Source organism: Hymenobacter lapidiphilus, assembly GCF_013377885.1.
Taxonomy (GTDB): Bacteria; Bacteroidota; Bacteroidia; order Cytophagales; family Hymenobacteraceae; genus Hymenobacter; species Hymenobacter lapidiphilus.
Map to the genome: position 1 here is coordinate 48,015 of NZ_JABKAU010000007.1, position 23,212 is coordinate 71,226.

Genomic DNA, 23,212 nt, shown 5'->3' on the forward strand with positions numbered 1-23,212 from the left:
ACTCATTAACCTATGTGGTTTGCCGTTTTTGCGCTGTTCCTGACGGTGCTGGGGGCCGGGTGGCTAACGCGCTTCGTGCCCACGGCCGGCACCGTCTGGATGAAGCCGCTACTGGCGTTCAGTGGTGCCTACCTGTTTACGCTCACCGTTACACACCTGCTGCCCGAGGCCCTGGAACTGCGGCCCGGCCACCAGGTAGGCTACTTCGTGCTGGCCGGTTTTTTCGGGCAGATGCTGCTGGAGGTATTTTCGCAGGGTGTTGAGCACGGCCACGTTCATCATCACCCCGAGCATTCAGGGCACGTTGACCAGGTGCCGTTCATGCTGCTGTTTTCGCTGGCTATACACTCCTTTCTGGAAGGCAGCATTTTGATTAAAGACCCGGTAGCCGGCGACGTAAACCATAATTTCTATGCCATTCTGACCGGTATTGCCCTGCACCATATTCCGGCCGCCTTCGCCCTGATGGCGCTGTTGCGGCTGCGACTAGGCTCGTTTCGGCGGGCGCTGCCCTACCTGCTGTTGTTCGCGCTGGCCGGCCCGGCGGGCATCATCATCAGCAACTACGTGGTGCTCGACCAACTGCTAGGAACCGGCCTCTACGCCGCCCTGCTGGGGCTGGTAGCCGGCAATTTCCTACACGTGTCCACCACCATTCTGTTCGAAACCAGCCCCGACCACCGCCTTAACGTGCGCAAGCTGCTGGCCACGCTGGCCGGCCTCCTGCTGGCGCTGGCCGTAGATGTGGTTTGATTTTGAGCTGTTAGCTGACAGCTATTAGCGGTTAGCCTTTCCGTTGGATCAGGCTCACAGAACGGCCGTAGCGCGAAGTTTCCGCTTCGCGTAACGCTGCTGACTGCCGCGTAACGCTGCTGACTGCCAAACGACACCATTCAACGGTGCGCGAAGCGGAAGCTTCGCACTACACCCGCATACCGTCGCTAACTTCCCAAACGACACCATTCAACGGTGCGCGAAGCGGAAGCTTCGCGCTACACCCGCATACCGTCGCTAACTTCCCAGACGGCATCGTTCAACGGTGCGCGAAGCGGAAGCTTCGCGCTACGGCCGTTGCAGAGGCCCCAAAACCACGTAAAAAGGCCGGTTCGGGACGAATCCCGAACCGGCCTTTTGGCACGGCGCTAACAGCTAAAAGCTCTCAGCTAACAGCTTAAAAACCCTACCAGATTCTGGCGCGCTCCTGCTCTTTGCGGACCATTTTCGCGGGCTCCTTGCAGCCGAAGGCCTCGTAGAACTCGGGCATGTTCATGAGCGGGCCGTTGGTGCGGTACTGGGCCGGCGAGTGCGAGTCGGTGAGCACCTGCTGGCGCAGGTATTCGGGGCGGGCATTGGTGCGCCACACCTGCGCCCAGGCCAGGAAGAAGCGCTGCTCGGGCGTGAAGCCGTCGTAGCGGGGCGGCGGGGTGCTGCCGTATTTCTGCTTAAGCTGCTTTTCGAGGGCCGAGTAAGCCAGGGCCAGCCCGCCGAAATCGGCCAGGTTTTCGCCCATCGTCAGCTTGCCGTTCACAAACACCGAATCCAAAGGCGAGAAGGCCGAATACTGGGCACCCACCATGTCGGCGCGCTTCGTGAACTCCGTTGCGTCGTCCTTGGTCCACCAGTCGCGCAGGTTGCCCTGGGCGTCCGACTGGCGGCCCCGGTCGTCGAAACCGTGCGTGATTTCGTGGCCGATTACCGCGCCCATGCCGCCGTAGTTCACGGCATCATCGGCCTTGGGGTCGAAGAACGGGGGCTGCATGATGCCGGCCGGGAACACGATTTCGTTGAGCGAGGAGTTGTAGTAGGCATTCACCGTGGGCGGCGTCATGCCCCACACCGAGCGGTCGATGGGCTTGCCGTAGCGGCTCACGTTGTCCTTGCCCTCCCACTCGCGGGCGGCCAGCACGTTCTGCAGGTACGACTCGCGCGAGATATTCAGGGCCGAATAGTCCTTCCACTTATCCGGGTAGCCGATTTTCACCGTGAACGAGGCCAGCTTCTTCAGGGCCTCCTCCTTGGTTACCGGGCTCATCCATTCCAGCCCGCGGATATGCTCGCCCATGGCCTCCTTGATGTTGGCCACCATCTGCTGGGCCTTTACCTTGGTTTCGGGCTTGAACGCCTTGTCGACATACAGCTGCCCGAAGGCCTCGCCCAGCGAGCCGTCGGTGGCCCGCAGCATGCGCTTCCAACGCGGCTGCTGCTGCTTGGCCCCGCTCAGCACCTGCTGAAAGCGGAACTGCTCATCGACGTAGGCCTGGGGCAGCGCCGACGAAACCGACGATACCAAGTGCCAGCGCAGGTAGGTTTTCCAATCCTGCAGCGGCTCCTGGGTCAGGGCCGCGTTGGCTTCTTTCAGGAACTCGGGCTGGCCCACAATCACCTCCTGGGCCGAAGCCAAGCTGAGGGCGGGCAGCATGGCGGGCAGGTTCAGGTTCGGGAACTGCTTGCTGGCCTCAGCCACGCTCATCTTGTTGTAGTTGGCGTAGGGGTCGCGCAGGGCTACGCGGTCTTTGCTGGCTTTGGCCAGGCGGGTTTCGATGCGCAACACCGTGGCGGCGTGCTTAGCGGCCTCGGCGGGCGTATTGCCCAGCATTTTGAAGGTGTTGTTGAGGTACACCGTGTAGGCCGCCCGGATGGTTTTGGAGCGCGAATCGTCCTTCAGATAATAGTCGCGGTCGGGCAGACTCAGGCCGCCCTGGCTGAGGTAGAGGGCGTATTCGTCGCTTTTCTTGCGGTCCTGCGACACGCCCAGGCCGAACACCGAGCGGGTTTGCAGCTGCTGGGCCCGCACCAAGCCCATCTGCAAATCCTTCAGGTTTTTGATTTTGTCGATGCGGTTCAGCTCGGGATTCAGGTACTTGAGGCCGGCCGTTTCGATGGTCGTTGAGTCCATGGCCGAGGCGTAGTAGTCGCCCACTTTCTGCAGGTTCGAGCCTTTTGTAGCGGCTGTATTGGCCGCCGACTCCTCCAGAATCTGGCGCATCACGGCCTCGTTCTGGTTGATGAGCCCGTTCCAGGAGCTCCAGCGCGACTCGGCAGCCGGCACCGGGTTATTCTTCAGCCAGGTGCCCGAAGCATACTGAAAAAAGTCCTCGCAGGCTGAAACCGACGGATCGATATTAGCCGGGTCGAGGCCCACACCGGGCATGATGGGGCCGAGCTGCGGCGCAACGGCGGCGGCCGAGGTGCTGGCGGTAGTAGCCGGCGTGCTGGCCGCGCAGCCGCCCAAAGCCAGGCCGGCGGCAGTGCCTAGAGTAAGTAGTAGAGTCCGTTGTGGCGTCATGGGGTTGTGGGAATTTGAGGGTTGTGAGGTGGATTGCAGAGTGAGAACGTGTCATGCTGAGCGCAGTCGAAGCATCTCTACCGCAGTGGTAAACTCAATGATAGGATTAGCATTGCAGTAGAGATGCTTCGACTGCGCCTCCGGCTACGCTCAGCATGACGGTTCTTTTATCATTCGTTTATTACCAGATCTTCGCCCGCTCGTCTTCGGCCCGCACCATTTTCTGGCCGGGCTGGCAGCCGAAGGCCTGGTAGAACTCGGGCATATTCATGAGGGGGCCGATGGTGCGGTACTGGCCGGGCGAGTGCGGGTCGGTGAGAATTTGCTGGCGCAGAGCTTCGGGGCGGATGTTGGTGCGCCGCAGTTGGGCCCAGCTCAGGAAAAACCGCTGCTCGGGCGTGAACCCGTCGATGAGCGGGCGCTGGCCCTTGCCGTAGGTCTTGTCGAGCTGCTTTTGGAGGGCGGCGTACACGATGGTCAGGCCCGCGAAGTCGGCCAGGTTTTCGCCCATGGTCAGCTTGCCGTTCACGTACACCGAATCCAAAGGCGAGAAGGCCGAGTACTGGGTACCCACGATGCCGGCGCGCTTGGTAAACTCGGCCGCGTCGGCCGGCGTCCACCAGTCGCGCAGGTTGCCCTGCGAGTCGTACTTGCGGCCCGAGTCGTCGAAGCCGTGCGTGATTTCGTGGCCCATTACGCCGCCGATGGCGCCGTAGTTCACCGCGTCATCGGCAGCGGGGTCGAAGAAGGGCGGTTGCAGGTAGCCGGCCGGAAACACGATTTCGTTCATCGGCGGGCTGTAGTAGGCATTGATGGTGGGCGGCGTCATGCCCCACTCGGTGCGGTCAATCGGCCCGCCGAACTTGCTCACGTTCTGCCGGAAGTTCCACTGCCGGGCGGCCAGCACGTTCTGCAGGTACGACTCGCGGCTGATGTTCAGGGCCGAATAGTCCTTCCACTTGTCGGGGTAGCCGATTTTCACCTGCAGCGCGGCCAGCTTTTTCAGGGCTTCCTGCTTGGTAGGCGCGCTCATCCAGGTGTTGGTTTGGATGTGCTCGGCCATGGATTCGCGGATGTTGGCCAGCATGTCCAGCGCTTTCTGCTTGGCGGCGGGCGGGAAGGCTTCATCCACGTACAGCTGCCCGAAGGCCTCGCCCAAGGTGTTATCGGTGGCGCTCAGCATGCGTTTCCAGCGCGTGGGCTGCTGCCGGGCCCCGCTCTGCACCTGCGCAAACCGGAAGGCCTCATCGCCAAACGCCTTGGGCAAAGCCGAGGTCAGCGACGATACCAGCTGCCAGTCGAGGTAGGTTTTGAGCTCAGCCACCGGCGTCTGCTTCAGCACGTTGCTCAGCTCCTGGAAGAACTCCGGCTGGCCCACGATTACCTCGGCGGCTGCGCCCAAACCATTGGTTTTCAGCAGCGTGGGCAGTCCCATATTAGGGAAGCGCTGGTTGGCTTCGGCCAGCGTCATCTTGTTGTAGCTGGCGTAGGGGTCGCGCAATGAAACCCGGTCTTTGCTGGCCTGGGCCAAGCGGGTTTCGAGGCGCAATATGGCCTTGGCTTTAACAGCGGCGGCCGTTTCGCTCTCGCCCAACAGCTTAAACGTGTTGGTGAGGTACTGCACGTAGGCCGTGCGCACGGCCAGCGAGCGGGCGTCGCTCTTCAGGTAATAGTCACGGTCGGGCATGCTCAGGCCGCCCTGGCTCATGCTCACCACGTACTGGCTGCTGTTTTTGCGGTCGGGCGTTACGCCAGCCCGGAAGAATGCGCCGGTGCCCAGCGTCTGCTGGCGGGCAATTTCGGCGCGCACGCCGGCCAGGTCCCGGATGGCAGCAATGCGGGCCAATTCGGGCTTGAGGTACTTCAAACCGGCCTGTTCGAGGCCCGTCGAGTCCATGCCCGAGGCGTAGAAGTCGCCCACTTTCTGGCGGTTGCTACCCGGAGCAGCACTTCGGTCGGCGGCGGCGTCATCGAGCAGCTGGCGCAGGCGGGCCTGGGTGCGGTCATTCAGCAGGTTACGCGGGCCCCAGCTGGAGGCGTAGCCCGGCACCGGGTTGTTGCGCAGCCAGTTGCCGCCCGAAAACTGGAAAAAGTCCTCGCAGGGCTCCACCGAGCGGTCCACATCGGCCAGGTTGATGCTCCGGCCGGGGCCCAGGTCCTGGACGGCGGCGGCGGGCGTTGAGGCCGCGGGGGCGGCCTGGGTAACCGCGGCGGGCCGGGAGGTAGTGCAGCCAGCCAGCGCCAGCAGCAGGGCCGCCGCCGCCCCGGCCCGGTGAGGAGCGGAAAGGTTGTTCATGCAGGAAGATAAAGAGAATGGCTAGGGTAAGGTCGCGAAATTGAACTGCAGGCTGCAATCCTTGGAAAAAGAACAGTCATTCAGAGCATGTTGCTCTAAGCGCAACATGCTCTGAATGACCGTTCTTTTTCCAAGGCTGCCTTTACTTCCAGGCTTACAGCTTCGGCTTGGCCCGCTCGTACTGTTCCGGCCACTTCACGTCGGCGCCCAGCTCGTGGGCGGCGTGCAGCGGGAAGTAGGCGTCGCGCAATGACTCGCGGCCTAGTAGCACCACATCGGCTTTGCCGGAAGCCACGATTTCTTCGGCTTGTTGGGCATCGGTAATGAGACCCACAGCGCCGGTGGCCAGGCCGGTCTCGCGACGCACTTGCTCGGCGAAGCGCACCTGGTAGCCGGGACCCACCGGAATATCGGCCTTGGGCACGTTGGCGGCCGTCGAGCAGTCGAGCAGGTCCACGCCGGCGTCCTGCAGCAGGCGGGCCAGGCGCACCGAGTCGTCGGCGGTCCAGCCGCCTTCGGTCCAGTCGGTAGCCGAAATGCGCACCCACAGGGGACGGTCGGCGGGCATTTCGGCGCGGGTGGCCGCCACCACTTCCAGCAGCAGCCGAACGCGGTTTTCGAACGAGCCGCCGTACTCGTCGGTGCGCTCGTTGCTGAGGGGCGACATGAATTCGTGCAGCAGGTAGCCATGGGCCGCGTGCAGCTCAATTACCTCGAAACCAGCCTCCATCGCCCGGCGGGCACCCTGCCGGAAGTCCTCGACAATCTGGGTTATGCCGGCTTTATCCAGGGCCTGCGGGGTGGGGTATTCGGGGCTGAAGGCCAGGGCGCTGGGTCCCAGGGGCAGCCAACCGCCTTCGGCCGGGCTCAGAGCTTTGCCACCTTTCCAGGGGCTGTTGTGGCTGGCTTTGCGGCCGGCGTGGGCCAGCTGAATGCCCGAAGCACCACCTTGGGTGCGGATAAAGTCGGTGATGCGACGCAGGCCGGCTACGTGCTCGTCCTGCCAGATGCCGAGGTCGTCGGGGGTGATGCGGCCGGCAGGCGTTACGGCAGCCGCTTCGAGCAGCACCAGTCCGGCACCGCCCACGGCCCGCGAGCCCAGATGTACCAGGTGCCAGTCGGTGCTGAAGCCGTTTTCGGAGCTGTACTGGCACATGGGCGAGATGACGAGGCGGTTGCGGAGCGTGACGCCGCGCTGGATAAAGGGCTGAAACAGGTGAACCATGTAGGGTATGCAGGGTGATTTCAAGACAAAAAAACGGGCCGGAGCCGGTGCTATAACAAAACGGGTCGTAAACGTTTTATCCGTCGCTGCTGCACCTCTCCTACGGCCCAGCAGGCCGTTCAACCAAATCACACCCCGCAATTCTCCGCCCATGCGTACCATCAAAGCCGTTCATCAGGCCCAAAGCGCCCCCATTGCCGACCTGACAACCTACCGCGCCCTGCCCACCAACTCGGTGGACCATCTCGACCCGTTTCTGTTTCTCAATCACCACGGCCCCCAAACGTACCCGGCGCGCAACCGCGGCCTGCCCTTCGGCCCCCACCCCCACCGCGGCTTCGAAACCGTTACGTTTATTCTGGAAGGCGACATTATGCACCAGGATTCGGGCGGGCACCGCAGCATTATCGGGCCGGGCGGCATCCAGTGGATGACGGCCGGCCGGGGCCTGATTCACTCCGAAATATCCTCCGACGAGTTCAAGCAGGCGGGCGGCCCACTGGAAATCCTGCAGCTGTGGGTAAACCTACCGGCCCGCCTCAAGATGACCGAGCCCAACTACATTGGTCTGCAGCAGCCCGAAATTCCGGCCGTAACGCTTGATGAGGGCCGCGTGACCATCCACGCCGTGTCGGGTGAATGGCACGGCACGGCCGGAGCCGTACAGCCGCTCACCGACATGTCGCTGGCCACTGTCAACTTCCGGCAGGATGGTCACCTAAACCTACCCGTTACGGCCGAGCGCACGATTTTCTGTTATATAATCCGGGGCCGACTTCGGATAAATGGACAGGAGGCCGAGGCCCGGCAGCTGCTGGAGTTCAACCACGACGGTACTGGGTTTGAAGCGCAGGCCCTGACCGACGACGCCATATTACTGCTAGGCCACGCTGCGCCGTTTGGCGAGCCCATTGTGGCGGCCGGACCGTTCGTGATGAATTCTGAAGCCGAAATCCGGCATGCCTATCAGGACTACCAGGCCGGTTCGTTCGGCACCTGGACGGAGTAGACAGCCAGAGAATGGGCTATGCGGGTGTATACTGAAAAGAAAATGATTGCACACAACCATTTTCTTTCCGTACATTTGTAACCGAAGCTGTTACTTACCTGGTTATGAATACCCGTTTCGCCGTTGCAACCCACATCGTGGCCTACCTGGCGCACTCGTCGGGGCAGCCGGTCTCGTCGGATGTGCTGGCTGGCAGTGCCGGCACGCACCCGGTAGTGGTGCGGCGGCTGCTGGGCACGCTGGCTACGGCCGGGCTGGTACGCAGCCAGCGCGGCAGCGGCGGCGGCACGCTGCTGGCCCGCTCACCGGCCGACATTTCGTTGCTCGACGTGTACCGCGCCATGCAGCAGGCCGAACCCGACCTGTTTCAGATAGGCAGCACCACCCCCAACCACAATTGCGACCTGGGCCGGGTGATGCAACAGACGCTCGAAGGACTATTCGGGCCGGCCATTGAGGCCATGTACACGGCATTGGCGGCTGTTTCGGTAGCCCAGCTACAGCAGCATCTGCACCAGCGGCTGACAGATTGCTGTTCTCAAAGCTCGGCCTGACCCCGCAGTGCTGGCCCACACCTGAGCAACTCCTCTTTCATTCCACTTTGCTTCTGCCGGTTTTCGGCCTTTTCGCAGAAGCGCCTTTTTTACTGGTGACTGGTCCAAATAGGGCCGTCCGACTTAGAGGTCAGCTGGTTCCAACTCATGAAAAAATCAATTAGCGCGGGGCTACTCCTGCTTGCCTTCGCGGCCGGCGGCACTGTGGTTCCCCGCTGGCTTGCTCATCCTCGCCCAGCCCCGGTTTCTGTTGTGATGCCCCCGCCAACGCCTGCTTCGGTAGCGGTGGCGGGCGAGCCGCTGCTGGCCGGCCAAAGCGGCCGGGTTCACGAGGTGTTCTACCACGCGGGCCAGCATGTGCGGCGCGGGCAGTTGCTGCTGAAACTGTTGCAGAAGCAGCCCAGCGTGCAGCAGCAGCAGTTGCAGCTTCAGCTGGAACGGCAGCAACAGGCCTATTCGGCGTTGCAGCGCCAGGAGGCACCGGCCGGGCAGCTGGAGGCAGCGCAGGCCCAACTGGCCGCCACCCGCGAGCAGTTGGCCCGGGCCGTACCCATGTTCAATTTCGTGTATGTAACGGCCCCGGCCGATGGCCAGGTGCTGGCGCCTACCGCCCATGCCGGCGACCAGCTCCGGCCCGATTCGCCGGTGGCGCAGCTGGCTCCATTGCCTGCACCCGATACTACACCGCTACTCAGCCACGTTGAGTAGGCCCCAATAACCTGTTTTTTTGCTTTCTGACTCTCTCATGGAAAATCTCATTCGTTATCAGGTAGAGCGGATGCTGCTGCGCAAGGGCCGCAACCCGGCCTTGGTTATGCAACCCGGCACCCGCCTGCAGCAGGACATCGGCCTCGACTCCATCGACCTGGTGGAGCTGGCCATCAACCTGGAGCACCGCTTCCATATTGAAATACCCGACGCTGAAATGGAACGCCTGCGCACCGTGCAAAACGTGCTCGACTGCGTGGACCACCACCTGAGCGAAACGACGGTGGCCGTGGCGGCCGGCGGCCGGTAGGTATCTGCCACAAGCCGGTACGGCGGTTCATAAAACCCCGAACTTAAACCCAGCTATACCCTAATCTGGGCCGGTTGCGTATCTTTTTGCATGATTCCACTCATTACCTACACGCCCCGCCTGACGCTGGTTGCTGCCAGCCGGGCCCTGCTGATTGCCGAAACTGCCAAGCCGCACTATTTCCCGGTGCTGCTGGGGGCGCAACTGCCCCAGCACTGGCCCCCACCCGAGTACGACATGGAGGTGCAGCAGCACGCGCTGGAGCAGCTCACGGCTGGCGGCCGCGAGGCGGCAGGCTGGTACGGCTGGTACGCCCTGCTGCGGGCCGGCGCCGAAACGCCCACCAACACGCTCATCGGTGCCGGCGGCTTCCACGGGCCGCCCGTCGATGACACGGCCGAAATCGGGTTTGCCGTGGCCACCGACTGGCAGGGCCAGGGCCTGGGTGCCGAGTTGGTGGCCGGCCTCGTGCGCCACGCCGCCGACACCGATATGGTGCGCTACCTCACGGCCCGCATAGCCCCCGCCAACGAGCCCGCCCGCCGCACCCTCGAAGCCAACGGCTTTCACCAGATCAGCGAAGCCCCCGACACCGAAGGCCGACACCTGTTTGGCCGGAATGTAACGGAGGCAGACAAGAACGAGGTCAAAGAAAAGAAGTAACAACCTGCTGCTACATAGAACGTCATGCTGAGCGCCGCCGAAGCATCTCTACCGCAACGCTCAACGCCATTGCAACAAATCAGTAGAAATGCTTCGGCGGCGCTCAGCATGACGGGCATATTTGCATCAGCGCTTGGTGTGGTAAGCATGCCGGGGCAGATAGTTTGACCTTCTACTTCTTCGCCTTCTTGGTAGTGGGGTACTGCATATCGAGGGCGACGAGCGTGTCGCGCAGGGTTTGAGCTACAAAGTGGGCCTTGTACCAGTTCTGGTCGGCGGGCACAATGTGCCAGGGGCAGCTGGCGGGGCTGCAGTGGCGGAATACGTCTTCGTAGGCGGCGCGGTATTCGGGGCGCTGGCGGGCCTTTTTATCGTCGCCAGCCTCGTATTTCCAGCGTTTGTCGGGGTCGGTGATGCGCTCCTGCAGCCGGTCGCGCTGCTCTTCTTCCGACACATGCAGGTAGAACTTGAGTACCGTAGTGCCGGCCTGCTGCAGCAGCTTTTCGAAGTTGTTGATGGCCGTAAAGCGCCGCCGGGCCTCGGCATCATTAATCAGCCCCTCTACGCGGGTAATGAGCACGTCTTCGTACTGCGAGCGGTTGAACACCTGCATCATACCCCGGGCGGGTGCCTGCTGATGAATGCGCCACAGGAAATCGTGGGCCAGCTCGGTTTCGGTAGGCTCCTTGAACGAATACACCCGCACCCCCTGGGGGTTGATGCCGCTGAACACGCGCCGGATCAGGCCGTCTTTGCCGCTGGCATCCATGCCCTGCAGAATGATGAGCACACTGTGGCGGCCTTCGGCGTAGAGGCGGTCCTGCAGCTCCACCAGCTCCTGCCGAAGCTTTTTGTTGGCGCGCTTGGTGGCCGCTTTGCGGGCGCTGGCCGGCGCCTGGGTGGGCAGTTGGGTAAGATCGAGGTCAGCCATAGTATTGATTTACTGCTGGGTTAATATGGTTTTACTTCCCCACCGTGCCTAGGGCGGCGAGCGTAAGCGGGCCTTCGGACACGTAGCGCTGCTGAGCGCTCAGGCCCACATCCCGCAAATCCTGGAGCAGCCCGGCCCCGGCAGCCTCTGTCGTAAACGCTTCAGTGGTTGTCGAAATCAGGGTAACGGGGCGCTCGGGCAGGCCTACGAGCGTGGCGCGGCGGTCAATGGAGGGCGGGAAAACGGGCGCGTAAAGCAGCAGCCGGTCGTAGTGAGTGCGGCCACTGGCCAGCCAGCGGCAGGCGGCGGCCGCGCCGTGGCCGTAGCCCAGCACCGTTACGGGTACGTTGGCGGGGCAGTTGGCCAGCACTTCGGCGGCCAGCTCGTCGAGGTAAGTGGTTAGGTCAGACAGGTCGGCCAGCAGCGAATCTGGCGCAAACCATGACGCGGCCGTAACGGGTGTTTCGGTGGGGCCGGCCGGCAGGGCGTAGCGCGAAAGGCCCTCAGGCAGCACCAGCAGGCGGTCGGGCGTATCGAAATTGACGAGTTGGGCCGCAAAAGCGGCCAGCGGCTGGCCTTCGCCGTGCAGGCAGAACCACACGTGCTGAATATCGGCACCCGGTTCGCCGAGGCTGATGTAGCGGGCTGTGCGGACCGTAGAGATGGTGTTGAGCTCCATAATGCGAAGGGCCTGAAATTGAATGTCTGCCCCTGTGTACGCAACGGCCGGCCTTTCCGCTGCCTGCATGCGGGTACACCCCTCTTCCTTTGCACCCGACACAATGGCCGAAACAGCGCAAAACATCCTGCTTCAGCCAGACTTTATGACACTACAGGGCCACCCGACCCAACTTTGGGGGCTTGGTACAACTTTTGAAATAAGCCAGTCACATCATCTGTAAGGACCTATCTTATGAACCTGATCAGCAAAGAATTCATCCGCAACATTGCGCCCCAGCTCGACCTGCTCAATACCTTGGGTGGTGGCATCGCGCAGGCCCAGATGCGGGTTGATAAGCGGGAGAAAGGCGTCATTGTTCGTGTTGCCCTTCCTTCGGTTAATCCCCAGAGCTTCCACGTCGTACTCAACGAAAACACCCTGACCGTGTACGCCGAGTTCCGGCACACGCCCGATGACAAGCTGGCCGCGCCGCTCTTCAGCCGCAGCCTCAGCCTGCCGGCCGGCCTCAATGCCAGCCGCATCGACGCCGTGTTCGAAGGCTCGGAGTTGCTCGTGCGTATCCCTTACGCCGCCAACGACGAGCCGCGCGAAATCGACATCAGGCAGCGCTAAGCCGCGCACTTCGCCATAACGCCGGGACCGACCGGCCCATGTTTCACCTGGCCACTGCCTCTGCAGTGGCTTTTTTCATGGACTTCAGATTCGCCGAATGCGTGTCCGCCGCTGGTTAAGGTCCGCAGCGCAAATCAGGAAAAGAGCGGAATAAGCAGGGCGAAGCCCACGAGCAGCGAGAGGTAGAACCAGCCCATAAGCTGCCCCCGCAGGCGGCGCGGCAGCCGGTTGCTTAGCACCAGTACCGCCACCACCACCAGCGTCAGGTGCAGCAGCAGAAACACCACCGTCTTCACCCAATTGCTTACAATTGTGTTTTCGGGCTGCAGTTGGTCGGCCATGCCCAGGCCCGAGGTAGCAACCTTCAGCGCGTAGTACGCGGCCACTTCGAAAACTACGAACAGCCCCGCCCCCACTAAAAAAGCCAGCGGCCCGGTTTTCTGCTTGATTTCAGCCATGGAAGGTGAATGGTGAGGTGGTGTTTTGGGAGCCGGACTGCGTTATCTGGACAGTTGCTGCGGAGAGCCTGATTTGCTGAAGCAAACCGGGCAATCTATCCCTAAACGTCAATTATCCAGCCAGTTACTTAATTTTTCGCAATAGGTCTATCAGCACGGTGTAGGGGCGGGGCTTGTCCCCGCCCGCCGCCCGAGCAATACGGTAAACGATTGTTGAAAGGTCCCTCAATGCTTCGTTCAACGGCGGGCGGGGGCAAGCCCCGCCCCTACACCGTGCTGATAGACCTGTTGCGCAATCTGGGTTGGTTACCTGGCTTTGCGCAGTTCGGCCGTGCGGGTCTCAACATAAAGCGCCTCCACTTTAGCGCGGGCCCAGGGCGTGCGGCGCAGAAAGGTGAGACTGGATTTGATGCTCGGGTCGACGGAAAAGCAGTTGATGCGGATGCGGCTGTCGAGCCCGGGCCAGCCGTAGGCCGCCACCAGGTACTCCAGAATCTGGGCCAGCGTAATACCGTGCAGCTCCCGAATCAGGTGGCCCGATTCGTCGCGGGCGTCGTGGGCAGAAGGGCGGGATGGTTGAGACATGGCAATGAAATTGAGAAGCCGAAGGTGCGAAAAAACCGGCGGTTACCCTCTAATTTACGGGTTCTTTTCGGCGGCTGAGGCACCAACCGGCCGGCGTGGGTCGTTATCTTTGCTCACGTACCGTCGGTTCTATGGCCCTTACGTCTTCCTCTTCGGCTCGCTCGCGCCCGTCGCGTCCGTCGCGCCCTGCCCGACGGCGGAAGCCCGGGCGGCGGTGGGTGGGCTGGCTGCTGGCCGCACTGCTGCTGGTGGCCCTCGGCCTTTACAGCCGCTATTCGGCCCAGATTAACCGCTATGCCCGCCGGGCCTACGCCACCCTGCGAACCAGCTCGCTCACGGGCCAGGAAAAAACCCCGCTCCGGGCCGGTTACGCCGTGCATGGCATCGATGTATCGTCGTATCAGGGGCGCATCGACTGGCCGGTGGTAGCCAGCCACGAGGTGCGGTTTGCCTTCATTAAGGCTACCGAAGGCGGCACCCTGCGCGACCCGCGTTTTGGGCGCAACTGGCGGGGGGCGCGGGCGGCGGGCGTTTTCCGCGGGGCCTACCACTACTTCCACCCCAAATCCGACCCAACCAAGCAGGCCAGCCTGTTTACGCGCACCGTGCCCCTCGGCCCCGGCGACCTGCCCCCGGTACTTGATGTGGAGCACGCCAATTTCCATGATGTGGCCCAGATGCGGCGCGGTGTGGCGCTATGGTTGCGGCTGGTGGAGCGCCACTACGGCGTGCGGCCCATTCTGTACTCCAACTATGGTTTCTATCAGCGCCACCTGGCAGGCCACTTCGACGACTACCCGCTGTGGCTGGCGCACTACGAAGTAGACCAGCCCCGGCTTCCGGCCAGCCGCTGGATTATCTGGCAGCACTCCGACGAATCGTACGTGCCCGGCATTCGCGGCCCGGTCGATTTCAACGTGTTTCAGGGTAGCTTTGAGCGGCTGCGAGCCCTGCGGATTCCTCCGAAACGGCCGTAGCATTCCGACCAGTCCGTTTTTACGCTTTTAACTCTACTGCTATGCGCTGCTTTTTCCGACTTGCCTTGTGCTGCGGGGCCGGGCTGCTGCTGGCCGGTTGCGCGGGCACCGGGGCCTTCACCGAATCCGGCAAGGCCTCCTTCTACGCCGATAAGTTCGAGGGCCGCCGTACGGCCAGTGGCACCGTGTACCGCTCCGGCCAGCTCACGGCGGCCCACAAAACGCTGCCCTTCGGTACCCGGGTACGCGTGACCAACCCGCGTAACAACCGCTCGGTGAAAGTAGTAGTAACCGACCGGGGACCGCACGTTAAAGGCCGTATCATCGATTTATCGAAGAAAGCAGCCCGCAAAATTGACATCATCGACGACGGCGTGGCCCCGGTAACGCTGAAAGTCATTCGCAAAGCTCAGTAGCCCGGTTTACCTTACCACTCATTACTATGCGCATCCGTAAAAAAATCCGCTGGACGGCTCCCACCGAGGCCGACCGTTTCACGCAGCTCAGCTCCTTCATCCAGGCGGCCGAAGATGAGGGATGGAGCGAAGACGAGGTGCAGTTCGTCATCAATGAAATCGTGGAAGCCCCCAATGAGGCTGAGGTGGCTCTCATCTTCCAGGATTACAGCCACTAGCGTCCGGCATCAATCAGCTACAACACGAAAAAGGGGCCGGCAATGCGTAAGCAAAGCCGGCCCCTTTTCTTGATGCTACTATGCCAGCGTTTCGACGCGCTGACTACCGCTTCTTTTTGCCTTTAGCTTTCATCACCTGCGCCTGCTGGAGGCTGTCCTGCTCGGCCTTCATGGCGCGGGTGGTCATGCGGCCCGTCAGCGACATATAGTCGCCTTCCTGCAGGCGAACGGTGGTGCCGTCGGCCATCATAACCGTGCCGTCGGGCTGCACTTTGGTGCCGTTTACCAGGGCCGACTCGGCGGTAATGGCGCCGGTGTGGGCATTACGCGTTTCGAGCACCTTACCATCTTTCATCAGGAAGCCATCCTTCATGGTGGCGCCATTGGACACCACACGGGCCTTGGGCTGCGCACCGCGACGGGCGACTGGGGCTTTGGTTTGGGCCTGAGCAGCCAGCGTGCCGGCCATAAGCATAACAGCTGCGAGAGTAGCGAGAAATTTCATAAAGCAAGCAGTATGGGGGTGGGTGGGTGGAGAAAAGACCGGCTGGCGCCGGCAATGTTACGGTAACCCACAACGGGCTGGGTTCGTTCTAAAGTATTGAAGCTGTTTAGGAAGTACCCTGAATCAATTAGAACGTCATGCTGAGCTTGCCGAAGCATCTCTACCGCTTCGCTGAATGACTGTAACGAAGCGGTAGAGATGCTTCGGCAAGCTCAGCATGACGTCCTTTTGACTTTCTAAACAGCTTCATTGACTGGCCTGCCCTCTACCAAATTCGGGCCGGTTTTTCTTCTGTCCCTCCGCCCTACTCGCTCGTGGATTATAAAGACTACTACAAGACGCTGGGCGTCGACAAAAAGGCCACGCAGGACCAGATAAAAAAGGCCTACCGCAAGCTGGCCCGTCAGTATCACCCTGATGTGAACCCCAACAACGCCGAAGCCGAGCAGAAATTTAAGGAAGCCAACGAGGCTAATGAAGTACTCGGCGACCCCGAAAAGCGCCAGAAATACGACCAGCTGGGCGCCGACTACCAGCGCTACCAGCAGGGCGGCGGCCGCCCCGGCGGTGGCAACGGCGGCGGCTTCGACTGGTCGCAGTATTCCCAGGGTGGCGGTGGCGCGGGTGGTGCCGACCCATTTGGCGGAGCCGACTTCTCCGACTTTTTCGGCTCCATGTTCGGGGGTATGGGGGGCAGCGGCGGGGGCGGCAACCGCCCTCGCGCCGGCCAGGATTACCAGGCCGAGTTGGAGCTGACGCTGGAAGACGCCTACCGCGGCGGGCCGCGCACGCTCACTGTCAATGGCAAAAACCTGCGCCTCACCATTCAACCGGGCGTTGAGGATGGCCAAGTTATCCGGTTGCGCGACCAAGGCGGCCCGGGCCGTAGCGGTGGCCCGGCGGGCTCGCTCTACATTACGCTCCACATCCGGCCCGACCCACGTTACGCCCGCACCGGCAACGACCTGACTATGGATGTGCCGGTGGCCCTGTACACGGCTTTGCTGGGAGGCGAGCAAACGGTGGAAACGCTGTCGGGAGCCGTCAAAATCAACATCAAGCCCGAAACCCCGAACGGCACCCGCCTGCGCCTGCGTGGCAAAGGCCTCCCGGTGTACCGGCAGCCAGACCAGTTCGGCGACCTGTACCTACGCCTTTCCATCAGCCTGCCCCAGCACCTGACGGAGCAGGAGAAAACGCTGTTTCGCCAGCTGGCCGAGTTGCGTTCCTGATTCCAGGCAAGTGGCTATTGGCAGTTAGCCGATGGCACTGTTCAGACGAAACACCAATTAAAACCGAGGCGAACACCTTAAAAGCACCACAACTATGGAAGCGGCTATTATTACGATTACCTTCCGCGAATGCGGGGTGCGCTATGGGCTGAGCGAAACCGAAGTGCGCGAGTTTGTACGCTACGGCTTGCTGCGTCCGGCCCCCGACGTACCCGACGCCCTTCGCGAGGAACCCGAGCGCGTAGCCCGCCTGGCCCGCCTGCACCAGGAACTGGGCCTGGGCAAAGCCAGCCTTGATCTAGTACTGAATATGCACCGCCAGCTAGAGCAGCTGCAGCAGGAAGTGCGCCAGCAGCGGGCCCGGGTGCAGCAGCTGGAAGCCTTTCTGGGCGGCAGAGCCCCCTTGCTCGATTTTGACTGCTAGGTCGGGACGCCACTTAAATCGTGATTTGTTTATTGATTGTCAGGTTATTACAGAGGAAATCTTGGTTATATACAAGCTCATCTATAGATAGACAACTTTTTCGCTCCTAGGCAAGTATAGAAACTCATTCTGCGTCCGCAGAACGCTCTCCCGTCACTTTTTCCCTTTTTTATATGCTTCCACGCATCCCCTTTTCTAAGGTGCTGGCGTTGGGTATAGCGGCCTGTACCCTGGCCCCCCAACTAACCCAGGCCCAAACCTCAGACCGCAAGACCAACATCAGCGTCTACTACAACTGGCTACAGTACCACGGCGACCTTGGGTCGGAGTGGTTCAAGCAGGACAAAGTAGAATACGGCCTGGGCCTCACAGTAAGCCGCTACATGGCGCCCGGCCTCGATATTGGCCTGGACCTGAGCTACGGCGACATGAAGTTCTCGGCCGATTACCCCAAGAACACGCAGTACCGGGTTCGGCGTTTCGATGCCAACGTGGTAAACGTGGGCATTCCGATCAAGCTGAAGCTTAACAACGGCTGGGCACTGAAGGAAGATGCGTTCATCGCGCCTTACCTGGTGGTGCAGCCCGGCGTATTTTTCGCCAGCCCCGACCTGTACGACATCAACGACCGGCTAATTAGCAACTCAGACGTGTATGCGTTTGACATTCAGGCTGCTGCCGGCATTAAGTTCAACTTCTCGCCTGCGGTCGGCCTGTTCATCCAAACCGGCCAGCACTACCCGCTCACCGATCAGGTGGACGGCATTACCAATGTTGGCGACCTCAACGACCGGTACCTGCAGCATAAGCTGGGCCTGAGCTTCAACCTCGGCAAGATGGCCGATGAGGATGGCGACGGTGTATCGGACAAGAAGGACAAGTGCCCCGGCACGCCGGCTGGCGTAGCCGTTGACCTGACGGGTTGCCCACTCGACGGCGACAAGGATGGCGTTCCGGACTACCAGGACAAGTGCCCGACTGAAGCCGGCGTAGCAGCCCTCGAAGGCTGCCCCGACCGCGACGGTGACGGCGTACGCGACAGCGAAGACAAGTGCCCCGACACCCCCGGCAAAGCGGCCCTGCAGGGTTGCCCCGACGCCGATAACGACGGCGTAATTGATAGCGCAGACAAGTGCCCCGACACCCCATCCGGTGTGCAGGTAGATGCGACCGGTTGCCCGCTTGATGGTGATGGTGACGGCGTTCCGGATTACCTCGACCGTTGCCCTGCCCGTCCGGGCCCAGCTTCGAACAAAGGCTGCCCCGAGATGAAAGTAGAGGAGAAGAAGCGTCTGGAGGAAGCTACCAAGTTCATCCAGTTCGAGTTCAACAAGGCGGCCCTGAAGCCTTCGTCGTACCCGACCCTCGATGCCCTGTCGAAAATCATGCAGGACTACCCTGACTACTTCCTAAGCATCTCGGCCCACGCCGACAGTAAGGGCGAGGACAACTACAACCTGCGTCTGTCGGATGAGCGTGCTGCCTCGGCCCGCGCTTACATGCTAAGCAAAGGCGTACCCGCCGACCGTATCGTGTCGAAGGGCTATGGCGAGGCTAAGCCGATTGCCAGCAACGCCACCGATGCCGGCCGCGCCCTCAACCGTCGCGTCGAGTTCGATGTGTACCTGCCCGGCGACCCGAACCCAGCCGTTGAGAAGTATGGCCAGGCCCCCGAGATAATGGAGGCCCCCGCCGTAGCTCCCAAAGCTGCTCCGGTGAAGAAGAAAGCCCCGGTTCGTAAGCCGGCCCCGCGCCGCAAGTAATTCCGGCTCGGTAAAGTAAAAAGCAGCCTGCTCGTTTGAGCAGGCTGCTTTTTTTATGGGGTATTGGGAAGGGCAGTAAAGGCCGATGGAAAAATATTTCAGCAGAACAGTATCTATTACTACGAATTATTCGTACAATTACGAAACAATCGTACTTGCTCTTATGGAACGACTTACCCAACCCGAGGAAGACGCCATGCGCGTTTTCTGGGAATTTCAGGGCGGCTTTATCAAAGATGTGCTGGAGCAGCTGCCCGAACCCCGACCACCCTACACCACCCTGGCCTCCACGGTGCGCAACCTGGAGCGCAAGGGCTACCTCAGCGCCGAGAAGCTGGGCAACACCTTTCGCTTCACGCCCGCCATTGCGGCCGAGGAATACCGGAAGCAGTTTCTGGGCACTTTCGTGGGCGACTACTTCCGCGACTCCTACAAGGAGCTGGTTTCCTTCTTCGCCAAGGAGCAGAAAATCAGTGCTGAGGAGCTGAAGGAAATTGTGCGCATGATTGAAAACGGCCCACCGAAATGAGTGCGCCCGAGCTGTTGCCTTACCTCTTGAAGGTGAACGGGGCACTGGTGCTGTTCTGTGCCGTGTACTATCTGGGGCTGCGGCGGCTCACGTTTTTCGGGCTGAACCGGGCCTTCCTGCTCTTCGCGCTGCTGTTCGCGCCCACTTACCCGCTGCTGGATTTCAGTAGCTGGCTGGCCCGCACTGCGCCGCGCCCGGCAGAACTGCTGCGCCTCCCGGCCGAGTGGTCTGGGCTGGCGCTGCCCTCGCCAACGGCCACGCCGGCCGCTATCAACTGGCTGCTGGTGGCCTACTGGACCGGCGTGGTAGTGTTTGGGTTGCGGCTGCTGGTACAGCTGCTGGCCGTGCGCCGCTTACACCGCCAAGCCCGGCCGCAGGCACTGTACGGCTGGTTCTTTCGCCGCCTGAGCGGGCCGGTCATGCCTTTCGCGTTCTGGCAAACCGTGTACCTGAACCCAGACCGGCACCCGGCTGCCGAGCTACCCGCCATTCTGGCCCACGAGCACGAGCATGTGCGCCAGTGGCACACAATTGATATCCTGCTGGCCCAATTGAGCCTCGTGTTCTACTGGTTCAATCCGGGTGGCTGGCTGCTGCGCCGGGCTCTGCACGAAAACCTCGAGTTCCAGGCCGATTACCAAGTGCTGCAAACCCGGACCCACGATGCGAAAGCCTACCAATATTCGCTGCTGCACCAAAGTATCGAACACGGCCCCACCAACGAAATTGTCTGTCACTTCAACTTCCACCTTCTTAAAACCCGCATTGCCATGATGAACACTAAACCTTCTGCGCCCCGCCATCTGCTGCGCTACATAGCTGTGTTGCCACTGGCCGCCGGTCTGCTGTTTGCCACCGCTGCCTCCACTGCTGCGCCCACGGAGGCGCCGGTTGCTGCTCTAAAAGCGGCAGTAATTGATGTAGAAAAGGAGGCTCCTATAAGCGCCTTGCCGCCAGCGGCGCTGGCCTACATCGTGCAGCAGTACCCCGGCTACCGGCTTATCGGCCTGACGGAGGTGCGGGCAAACGATGGCAGCAACCTGCGCTACAAAGCCCAGATTGCCGTCGGCCGCCGCCCAACCGATGTGCTGTTCGACGAAAAGGGCCAGCCCCTCCAAACCGGTGATCCGCTGACCTTCCTCGATGGTAAACGCATCAGCCAGGCAGAGGTGAATAAGCTGGACTCGAATCTGATTGAAAGCCTGAGCGTGCTTAAACGGGATGTAGCCCTGAAAGCCTTCGGGACCGATGCCGCCAACGGCGCCATTCTGATTATTACAAAGCAGAGCAAGGATTCGCCGGAAGTGCAGGAGTTTATGCGCAAGTACGGCATTGTAAATACCCCGGCTAGTCCCGCAGTTGAGCAACTTACGCAACTGGTCGTCTCTGGTCAGGGGCTGTCGACCAACGACCTGCAGGGGCGATTACTGCTGGTGAACGGCCAGGAAGCATCAGTTGAGAAGTCGAAGGTAGCAACGGGCCAGCTGCAGAGCGTGTTTGTAATGGACGCCAAGCAGGCTACTAAGAAGTACGGTGAGAAGGGTGCGAAGGGTGCTGTAATAATCCAGACCAAGTAGCCATTTAGCCTTTGCCGTACCTTAACCCTGATACCTCCTGAAAGGAAGGCGTCAGGGCTAAGGTACGTCTCCCGCCACCCTATTGGCGCTATCAGGTTCTTGTCAGAAAGCACTAAAAAGAAGGTGCGCGTCCAATTAGGCCTGATTTTCGTAGGGACTAAAGACCGCACAAAATAAACTACTGCTTTAGGAGTTTATCCCAGCGTCGCGGGGCCTCGTGCAACCGCGACGCTGGCGTTGGTATCATTCCGGTATATCTCTCATTCTTAGCGCTTATCTATGTCGTTCTCCTTATTAGTCGGCGCGGTGCTCGTAACGGCCGCCCTCAGTGTAGCCGGTGTTGCACGGGGCCAGGGCCAGTTGGTTGGTGCGGCCGAAACGCGCGTAGTGGCCGCACCCAGCCTTTATTTTCTCGATGGGCAGCTCACAGATAAAAAAACTATTGATGAGCTCAACCGGCGCACTATTGCCTCGGTGAACGTGGTAAAGGGAGCGGAGGCGGTCCGGATTTTTGGAGACGCGGCCGGCGAAGGCGTGATGATTGTGGTTACCAAACGCAACGTGACTTCGGCAGGGGTAGCCGAGTTCAACCGCCGCTACGACATCCGGCCCGTGGAGATACCGGTAACCCCTATGCCGCCCGCCCCACGCGTGCAACACTAAGCGCACGCCGAGTTCCGAGGTATCGTTTCGGCGGCGAACAGCGTATACAAGACTTTCAACCTTTTGACTGACAGTCTTATGCTTCGTTATCTCACGCTAACCGCACTATTAGCCGGTGGTACTGCTTTGGCCGCCACCGCCCAAACTACTAAAGTAGAAACCCACCTCGCCCCCTCCGACACAACAAAGAGAGTGGAGGGTATTTATGTGGCCCCTGGCATGACCGGAGCCCCCAAGCAACAAGTGATGACCGACTACGACAACCAGCCGCTGAAGCGGGCTAGGCCCCGGAAAAGCAAGTCGTCGACGCTTACCCCGGACGAGCCGCGGCGACCCACCGCTACGCCGCCGCGCTAACCATGAGTAGGCCCTGAACAAGCGGCCGGCCAACGCCGGACCCAATGGCCGCGTATGGCAGTAGGCCGGCCGGCTGGCTGGGTTCACTTGATTTCCTCAGCATGACCATTGCCACTGCTTCGCTTGCCGACTTCCTGGAACTCACCCATCGCCCCGATTTGGGCATTATTGCGGCCCGCTGGCTCCGGCCCACTACCTCGGGCGAGCTGCGGGCGGGCTACCAGCTGCTGCTGCGCTACGCTGGTAGTTGTAGCGACTGCCACTGCTGGCTGATTGATGCCCGCCGCCGCGTGCGGGTAGACCTGGGCGACGTACACTGGCTGACGGAGCAATTTTACCCTACGCTGCGGCAGCAAATAGGCCACCATGTGTTTCTGGCTTTCCTGGTAGCCCCTTACCAGCTCGAAGATTCCCAGGACGATGCGCTGCCCGCTATGCCCCACACCCACGGCAACGACTGCTCGGTGCACCAATTCACCGACGAAGGGGAAGCCGTACGCTGGCTTCGCTCGCGCCGGTAAGCTACCAGCCAGACGGTCTTTTTTTTTAACTTTTAGAAGTTGGATTATTAGGGCTTTGCCTAATAATCCAACTTCTTATCGTTTATATAGGCTGTGCAAAATATTCGTGGAAAGATGAATTTTTATAGTACCTGATTTTCGTTTACCTTCATTGTGAGCTAACTACTTCGCAACCGAAGAGACGAAAACACTTCCAACAGGCCTTTACATCCACTCTTTCCTTCTTCTATATGTTCAAAACGCTACTTTTCCTTTTGCTGGCTTTTGCCATGATGCTGGATCCGGCACCAGCCCGCGCTACTGCTGAAGCGCACGCCACTGCTAACGGCGCTATACTACTGGCGCCCGCCACGGCCGAGGGTGGCTTTTTCCGGCGCAGCCCACGCAAGGGCCGTCCTAACTACATGAGCTACAAGGGCGGTGCCCGTAAAAAAATGAAGAAGCTGGGGCCTGTGCGTCGTTGGAAGCTACGGCGCAAAGCCCAGGCCAAGCGCCGCACCCAGGGACCAAGCATAAAAGCCGGCGTTCCGACCCGGGTGATGAAAAAATAGCCAGCCTTTTTGTTGGTCTGCCAAAGCCGCTTCCTGCCCGGGAAGCGGCTTTTTTGCAATAAGGGCGCGGCCAATATCAGCCAACCAAACACCACAATGCGCGTTTAGTCAGGAAGAGCATTAGTAAAACCAACCTTGCTCAACTTACTCCTGTGGCCCT

General features: G+C 60.9%; 27 protein-coding genes. 19 read left to right on the forward strand and 8 right to left on the reverse strand.

Features of this window, described 5'->3' with window-relative positions:
* Positions 1 to 12: 12 nt before the first annotated feature.
* The gene (locus HW554_RS05210) at positions 13 to 753 is read left to right on the forward strand and encodes a ZIP family metal transporter (protein ID WP_176907465.1); all 741 of its coding nucleotides are present in this window, start codon (positions 13 to 15) and stop codon (positions 751 to 753) included.
* A 427-nt stretch (positions 754 to 1,180) separates the two neighbouring features.
* Here the strand turns inward: HW554_RS05210 and HW554_RS05215 are convergent, their stop codons facing one another.
* The 3 genes from HW554_RS05215 to HW554_RS05225 all read right to left on the reverse strand — a co-directional run bounded on the left by HW554_RS05215 (position 1,181) and on the right by HW554_RS05225 (position 6,807).
* Entirely contained in the window at positions 1,181 to 3,286 is a 2,106-nt protein-coding gene (locus HW554_RS05215; protein WP_176907466.1) for a M13 family metallopeptidase, read from the reverse strand.
* A 181-nt stretch (positions 3,287 to 3,467) separates the two neighbouring features.
* The gene (locus HW554_RS05220) at positions 3,468 to 5,582 is read right to left on the reverse strand and encodes a M13 family metallopeptidase (protein WP_176907468.1); all 2,115 of its coding nucleotides are present in this window, start codon (positions 5,580 to 5,582) and stop codon (positions 3,468 to 3,470) included.
* Between the two features lie 154 nt (positions 5,583 to 5,736).
* Positions 5,737 to 6,807 carry an NADH:flavin oxidoreductase/NADH oxidase gene (locus HW554_RS05225; RefSeq protein WP_176907469.1) on the reverse strand — a complete coding sequence of 357 codons (1,071 nt, stop codon included), beginning with the start codon at positions 6,805 to 6,807 and terminating at the stop codon, positions 5,737 to 5,739.
* A 151-nt stretch (positions 6,808 to 6,958) separates the two neighbouring features.
* Here HW554_RS05225 and HW554_RS05230 point away from each other — a divergent pair, with 151 nt between their 5' ends.
* The 5 genes from HW554_RS05230 (at position 6,959) to HW554_RS05250 (ending at position 10,051) form a co-directional block, all read left to right on the forward strand.
* Entirely contained in the window at positions 6,959 to 7,816 is an 858-nt protein-coding gene (locus HW554_RS05230) for a pirin family protein (protein ID WP_176907471.1), read from the forward strand.
* A 104-nt stretch (positions 7,817 to 7,920) separates the two neighbouring features.
* Positions 7,921 to 8,370 (forward strand): Rrf2 family transcriptional regulator, encoded by a 450-nt coding sequence (locus HW554_RS05235; protein ID WP_176907473.1) that lies wholly within the window; start codon positions 7,921 to 7,923, stop codon positions 8,368 to 8,370.
* A 255-nt stretch (positions 8,371 to 8,625) separates the two neighbouring features.
* Positions 8,626 to 9,078 carry an efflux RND transporter periplasmic adaptor subunit gene (locus tag HW554_RS05240; RefSeq protein ID WP_176907474.1) on the forward strand — a complete coding sequence of 151 codons (453 nt, stop codon included), beginning with the start codon at positions 8,626 to 8,628 and terminating at the stop codon, positions 9,076 to 9,078.
* A 37-nt stretch (positions 9,079 to 9,115) separates the two neighbouring features.
* Positions 9,116 to 9,388 carry a phosphopantetheine-binding protein gene (locus HW554_RS05245; RefSeq protein ID WP_176907476.1) on the forward strand — a complete coding sequence of 91 codons (273 nt, stop codon included), beginning with the start codon at positions 9,116 to 9,118 and terminating at the stop codon, positions 9,386 to 9,388.
* 90 nt (positions 9,389 to 9,478) lie between these two features.
* Positions 9,479 to 10,051, forward strand: coding sequence for a GNAT family N-acetyltransferase (locus tag HW554_RS05250; RefSeq protein WP_176907478.1), 573 nt, complete (start codon positions 9,479 to 9,481; stop codon positions 10,049 to 10,051).
* Between the two features lie 172 nt (positions 10,052 to 10,223).
* Here the strand turns inward: HW554_RS05250 and HW554_RS05255 are convergent, their stop codons facing one another.
* Both HW554_RS05255 and HW554_RS05260 read right to left on the reverse strand, forming a co-directional pair.
* Positions 10,224 to 10,982, reverse strand: coding sequence for a PPK2 family polyphosphate kinase (locus tag HW554_RS05255; RefSeq protein ID WP_176907479.1), 759 nt, complete (start codon positions 10,980 to 10,982; stop codon positions 10,224 to 10,226).
* Between the two features lie 31 nt (positions 10,983 to 11,013).
* A complete protein-coding gene (locus HW554_RS05260; protein ID WP_176907481.1) occupies positions 11,014 to 11,661 on the reverse strand; it encodes a hypothetical protein in 648 nt (215 codons plus the stop codon).
* Positions 11,662 to 11,895: 234 nt separating this feature from the next.
* Here HW554_RS05260 and HW554_RS05265 point away from each other — a divergent pair, with 234 nt between their 5' ends.
* Positions 11,896 to 12,276: an Hsp20/alpha crystallin family protein gene (locus tag HW554_RS05265; protein ID WP_176907483.1), complete on the forward strand. Its 381-nt coding sequence runs from the start codon at positions 11,896 to 11,898 to the stop codon at positions 12,274 to 12,276.
* A gap of 134 nt (positions 12,277 to 12,410) precedes the next feature.
* Here the strand turns inward: HW554_RS05265 and HW554_RS05270 are convergent, their stop codons facing one another.
* Positions 12,411 to 12,734, reverse strand: a complete 324-nt coding sequence (locus HW554_RS05270) for a hypothetical protein (protein WP_176907485.1) — start codon at positions 12,732 to 12,734, stop codon at positions 12,411 to 12,413.
* 306 nt (positions 12,735 to 13,040) lie between these two features.
* The gene (locus tag HW554_RS05275; protein WP_176907487.1) at positions 13,041 to 13,319 is read right to left on the reverse strand and encodes a VF530 family protein; all 279 of its coding nucleotides are present in this window, start codon (positions 13,317 to 13,319) and stop codon (positions 13,041 to 13,043) included.
* Between the two features lie 131 nt (positions 13,320 to 13,450).
* Between HW554_RS05275 and HW554_RS05280 the strand changes: the two genes are divergently transcribed.
* The 3 genes from HW554_RS05280 to HW554_RS05290 are packed head-to-tail and all read left to right on the forward strand — an operon-like array spanning position 13,451 to position 14,930.
* Positions 13,451 to 14,296, forward strand: coding sequence for a glycoside hydrolase family 25 protein (locus HW554_RS05280; protein WP_176907489.1), 846 nt, complete (start codon positions 13,451 to 13,453; stop codon positions 14,294 to 14,296).
* Between the two features lie 41 nt (positions 14,297 to 14,337).
* A complete protein-coding gene (locus HW554_RS05285) occupies positions 14,338 to 14,712 on the forward strand; it encodes a septal ring lytic transglycosylase RlpA family protein (RefSeq protein WP_176907491.1) in 375 nt (124 codons plus the stop codon).
* 26 nt (positions 14,713 to 14,738) lie between these two features.
* Positions 14,739 to 14,930 carry a hypothetical protein gene (locus tag HW554_RS05290; RefSeq protein ID WP_176907492.1) on the forward strand — a complete coding sequence of 64 codons (192 nt, stop codon included), beginning with the start codon at positions 14,739 to 14,741 and terminating at the stop codon, positions 14,928 to 14,930.
* A 103-nt stretch (positions 14,931 to 15,033) separates the two neighbouring features.
* Here HW554_RS05290 and HW554_RS05295 read toward each other — a convergent pair whose 3' ends face one another.
* Complete coding sequence (locus HW554_RS05295) at positions 15,034 to 15,435, reverse strand: DUF6799 domain-containing protein (RefSeq protein WP_176907494.1); 402 nt, start codon at positions 15,433 to 15,435, stop codon at positions 15,034 to 15,036.
* A gap of 314 nt (positions 15,436 to 15,749) precedes the next feature.
* Here HW554_RS05295 and HW554_RS05300 point away from each other — a divergent pair, with 314 nt between their 5' ends.
* The 9 genes from HW554_RS05300 (at position 15,750) to HW554_RS05340 (ending at position 23,052) form a co-directional block, all read left to right on the forward strand.
* The gene (locus tag HW554_RS05300; RefSeq protein WP_176907496.1) at positions 15,750 to 16,667 is read left to right on the forward strand and encodes a DnaJ C-terminal domain-containing protein; all 918 of its coding nucleotides are present in this window, start codon (positions 15,750 to 15,752) and stop codon (positions 16,665 to 16,667) included.
* Between the two features lie 94 nt (positions 16,668 to 16,761).
* Positions 16,762 to 17,091: a chaperone modulator CbpM gene (locus HW554_RS05305; protein ID WP_176907497.1), complete on the forward strand. Its 330-nt coding sequence runs from the start codon at positions 16,762 to 16,764 to the stop codon at positions 17,089 to 17,091.
* A 173-nt stretch (positions 17,092 to 17,264) separates the two neighbouring features.
* Positions 17,265 to 18,854 carry an OmpA family protein gene (locus HW554_RS20940; protein ID WP_176907499.1) on the forward strand — a complete coding sequence of 530 codons (1,590 nt, stop codon included), beginning with the start codon at positions 17,265 to 17,267 and terminating at the stop codon, positions 18,852 to 18,854.
* A 163-nt stretch (positions 18,855 to 19,017) separates the two neighbouring features.
* Positions 19,018 to 19,383, forward strand: a complete 366-nt coding sequence (locus HW554_RS05315; protein WP_176907501.1) for a BlaI/MecI/CopY family transcriptional regulator — start codon at positions 19,018 to 19,020, stop codon at positions 19,381 to 19,383.
* Positions 19,380 to 20,960, forward strand: a complete 1,581-nt coding sequence (locus HW554_RS05320) for a M56 family metallopeptidase (RefSeq protein ID WP_176907503.1) — start codon at positions 19,380 to 19,382, stop codon at positions 20,958 to 20,960. The genes HW554_RS05315 and HW554_RS05320 overlap by 4 nt, the downstream gene beginning before the upstream one ends.
* Positions 20,961 to 21,239: 279 nt before the next feature.
* Entirely contained in the window at positions 21,240 to 21,623 is a 384-nt protein-coding gene (locus HW554_RS05325; RefSeq protein WP_176907504.1) for a hypothetical protein, read from the forward strand.
* Between the two features lie 78 nt (positions 21,624 to 21,701).
* Positions 21,702 to 21,980 carry a hypothetical protein gene (locus HW554_RS05330; RefSeq protein ID WP_176907506.1) on the forward strand — a complete coding sequence of 93 codons (279 nt, stop codon included), beginning with the start codon at positions 21,702 to 21,704 and terminating at the stop codon, positions 21,978 to 21,980.
* 101 nt (positions 21,981 to 22,081) lie between these two features.
* Positions 22,082 to 22,501 (forward strand): hypothetical protein, encoded by a 420-nt coding sequence (locus HW554_RS05335; RefSeq protein ID WP_176907507.1) that lies wholly within the window; start codon positions 22,082 to 22,084, stop codon positions 22,499 to 22,501.
* Between the two features lie 230 nt (positions 22,502 to 22,731).
* On the forward strand, positions 22,732 to 23,052 hold the full coding sequence (locus tag HW554_RS05340; RefSeq protein ID WP_176907509.1) for a hypothetical protein: 321 nt from the start codon (positions 22,732 to 22,734) through the stop codon (positions 23,050 to 23,052).
* The last annotated feature ends 160 nt before the right edge of the window (positions 23,053 to 23,212 follow it).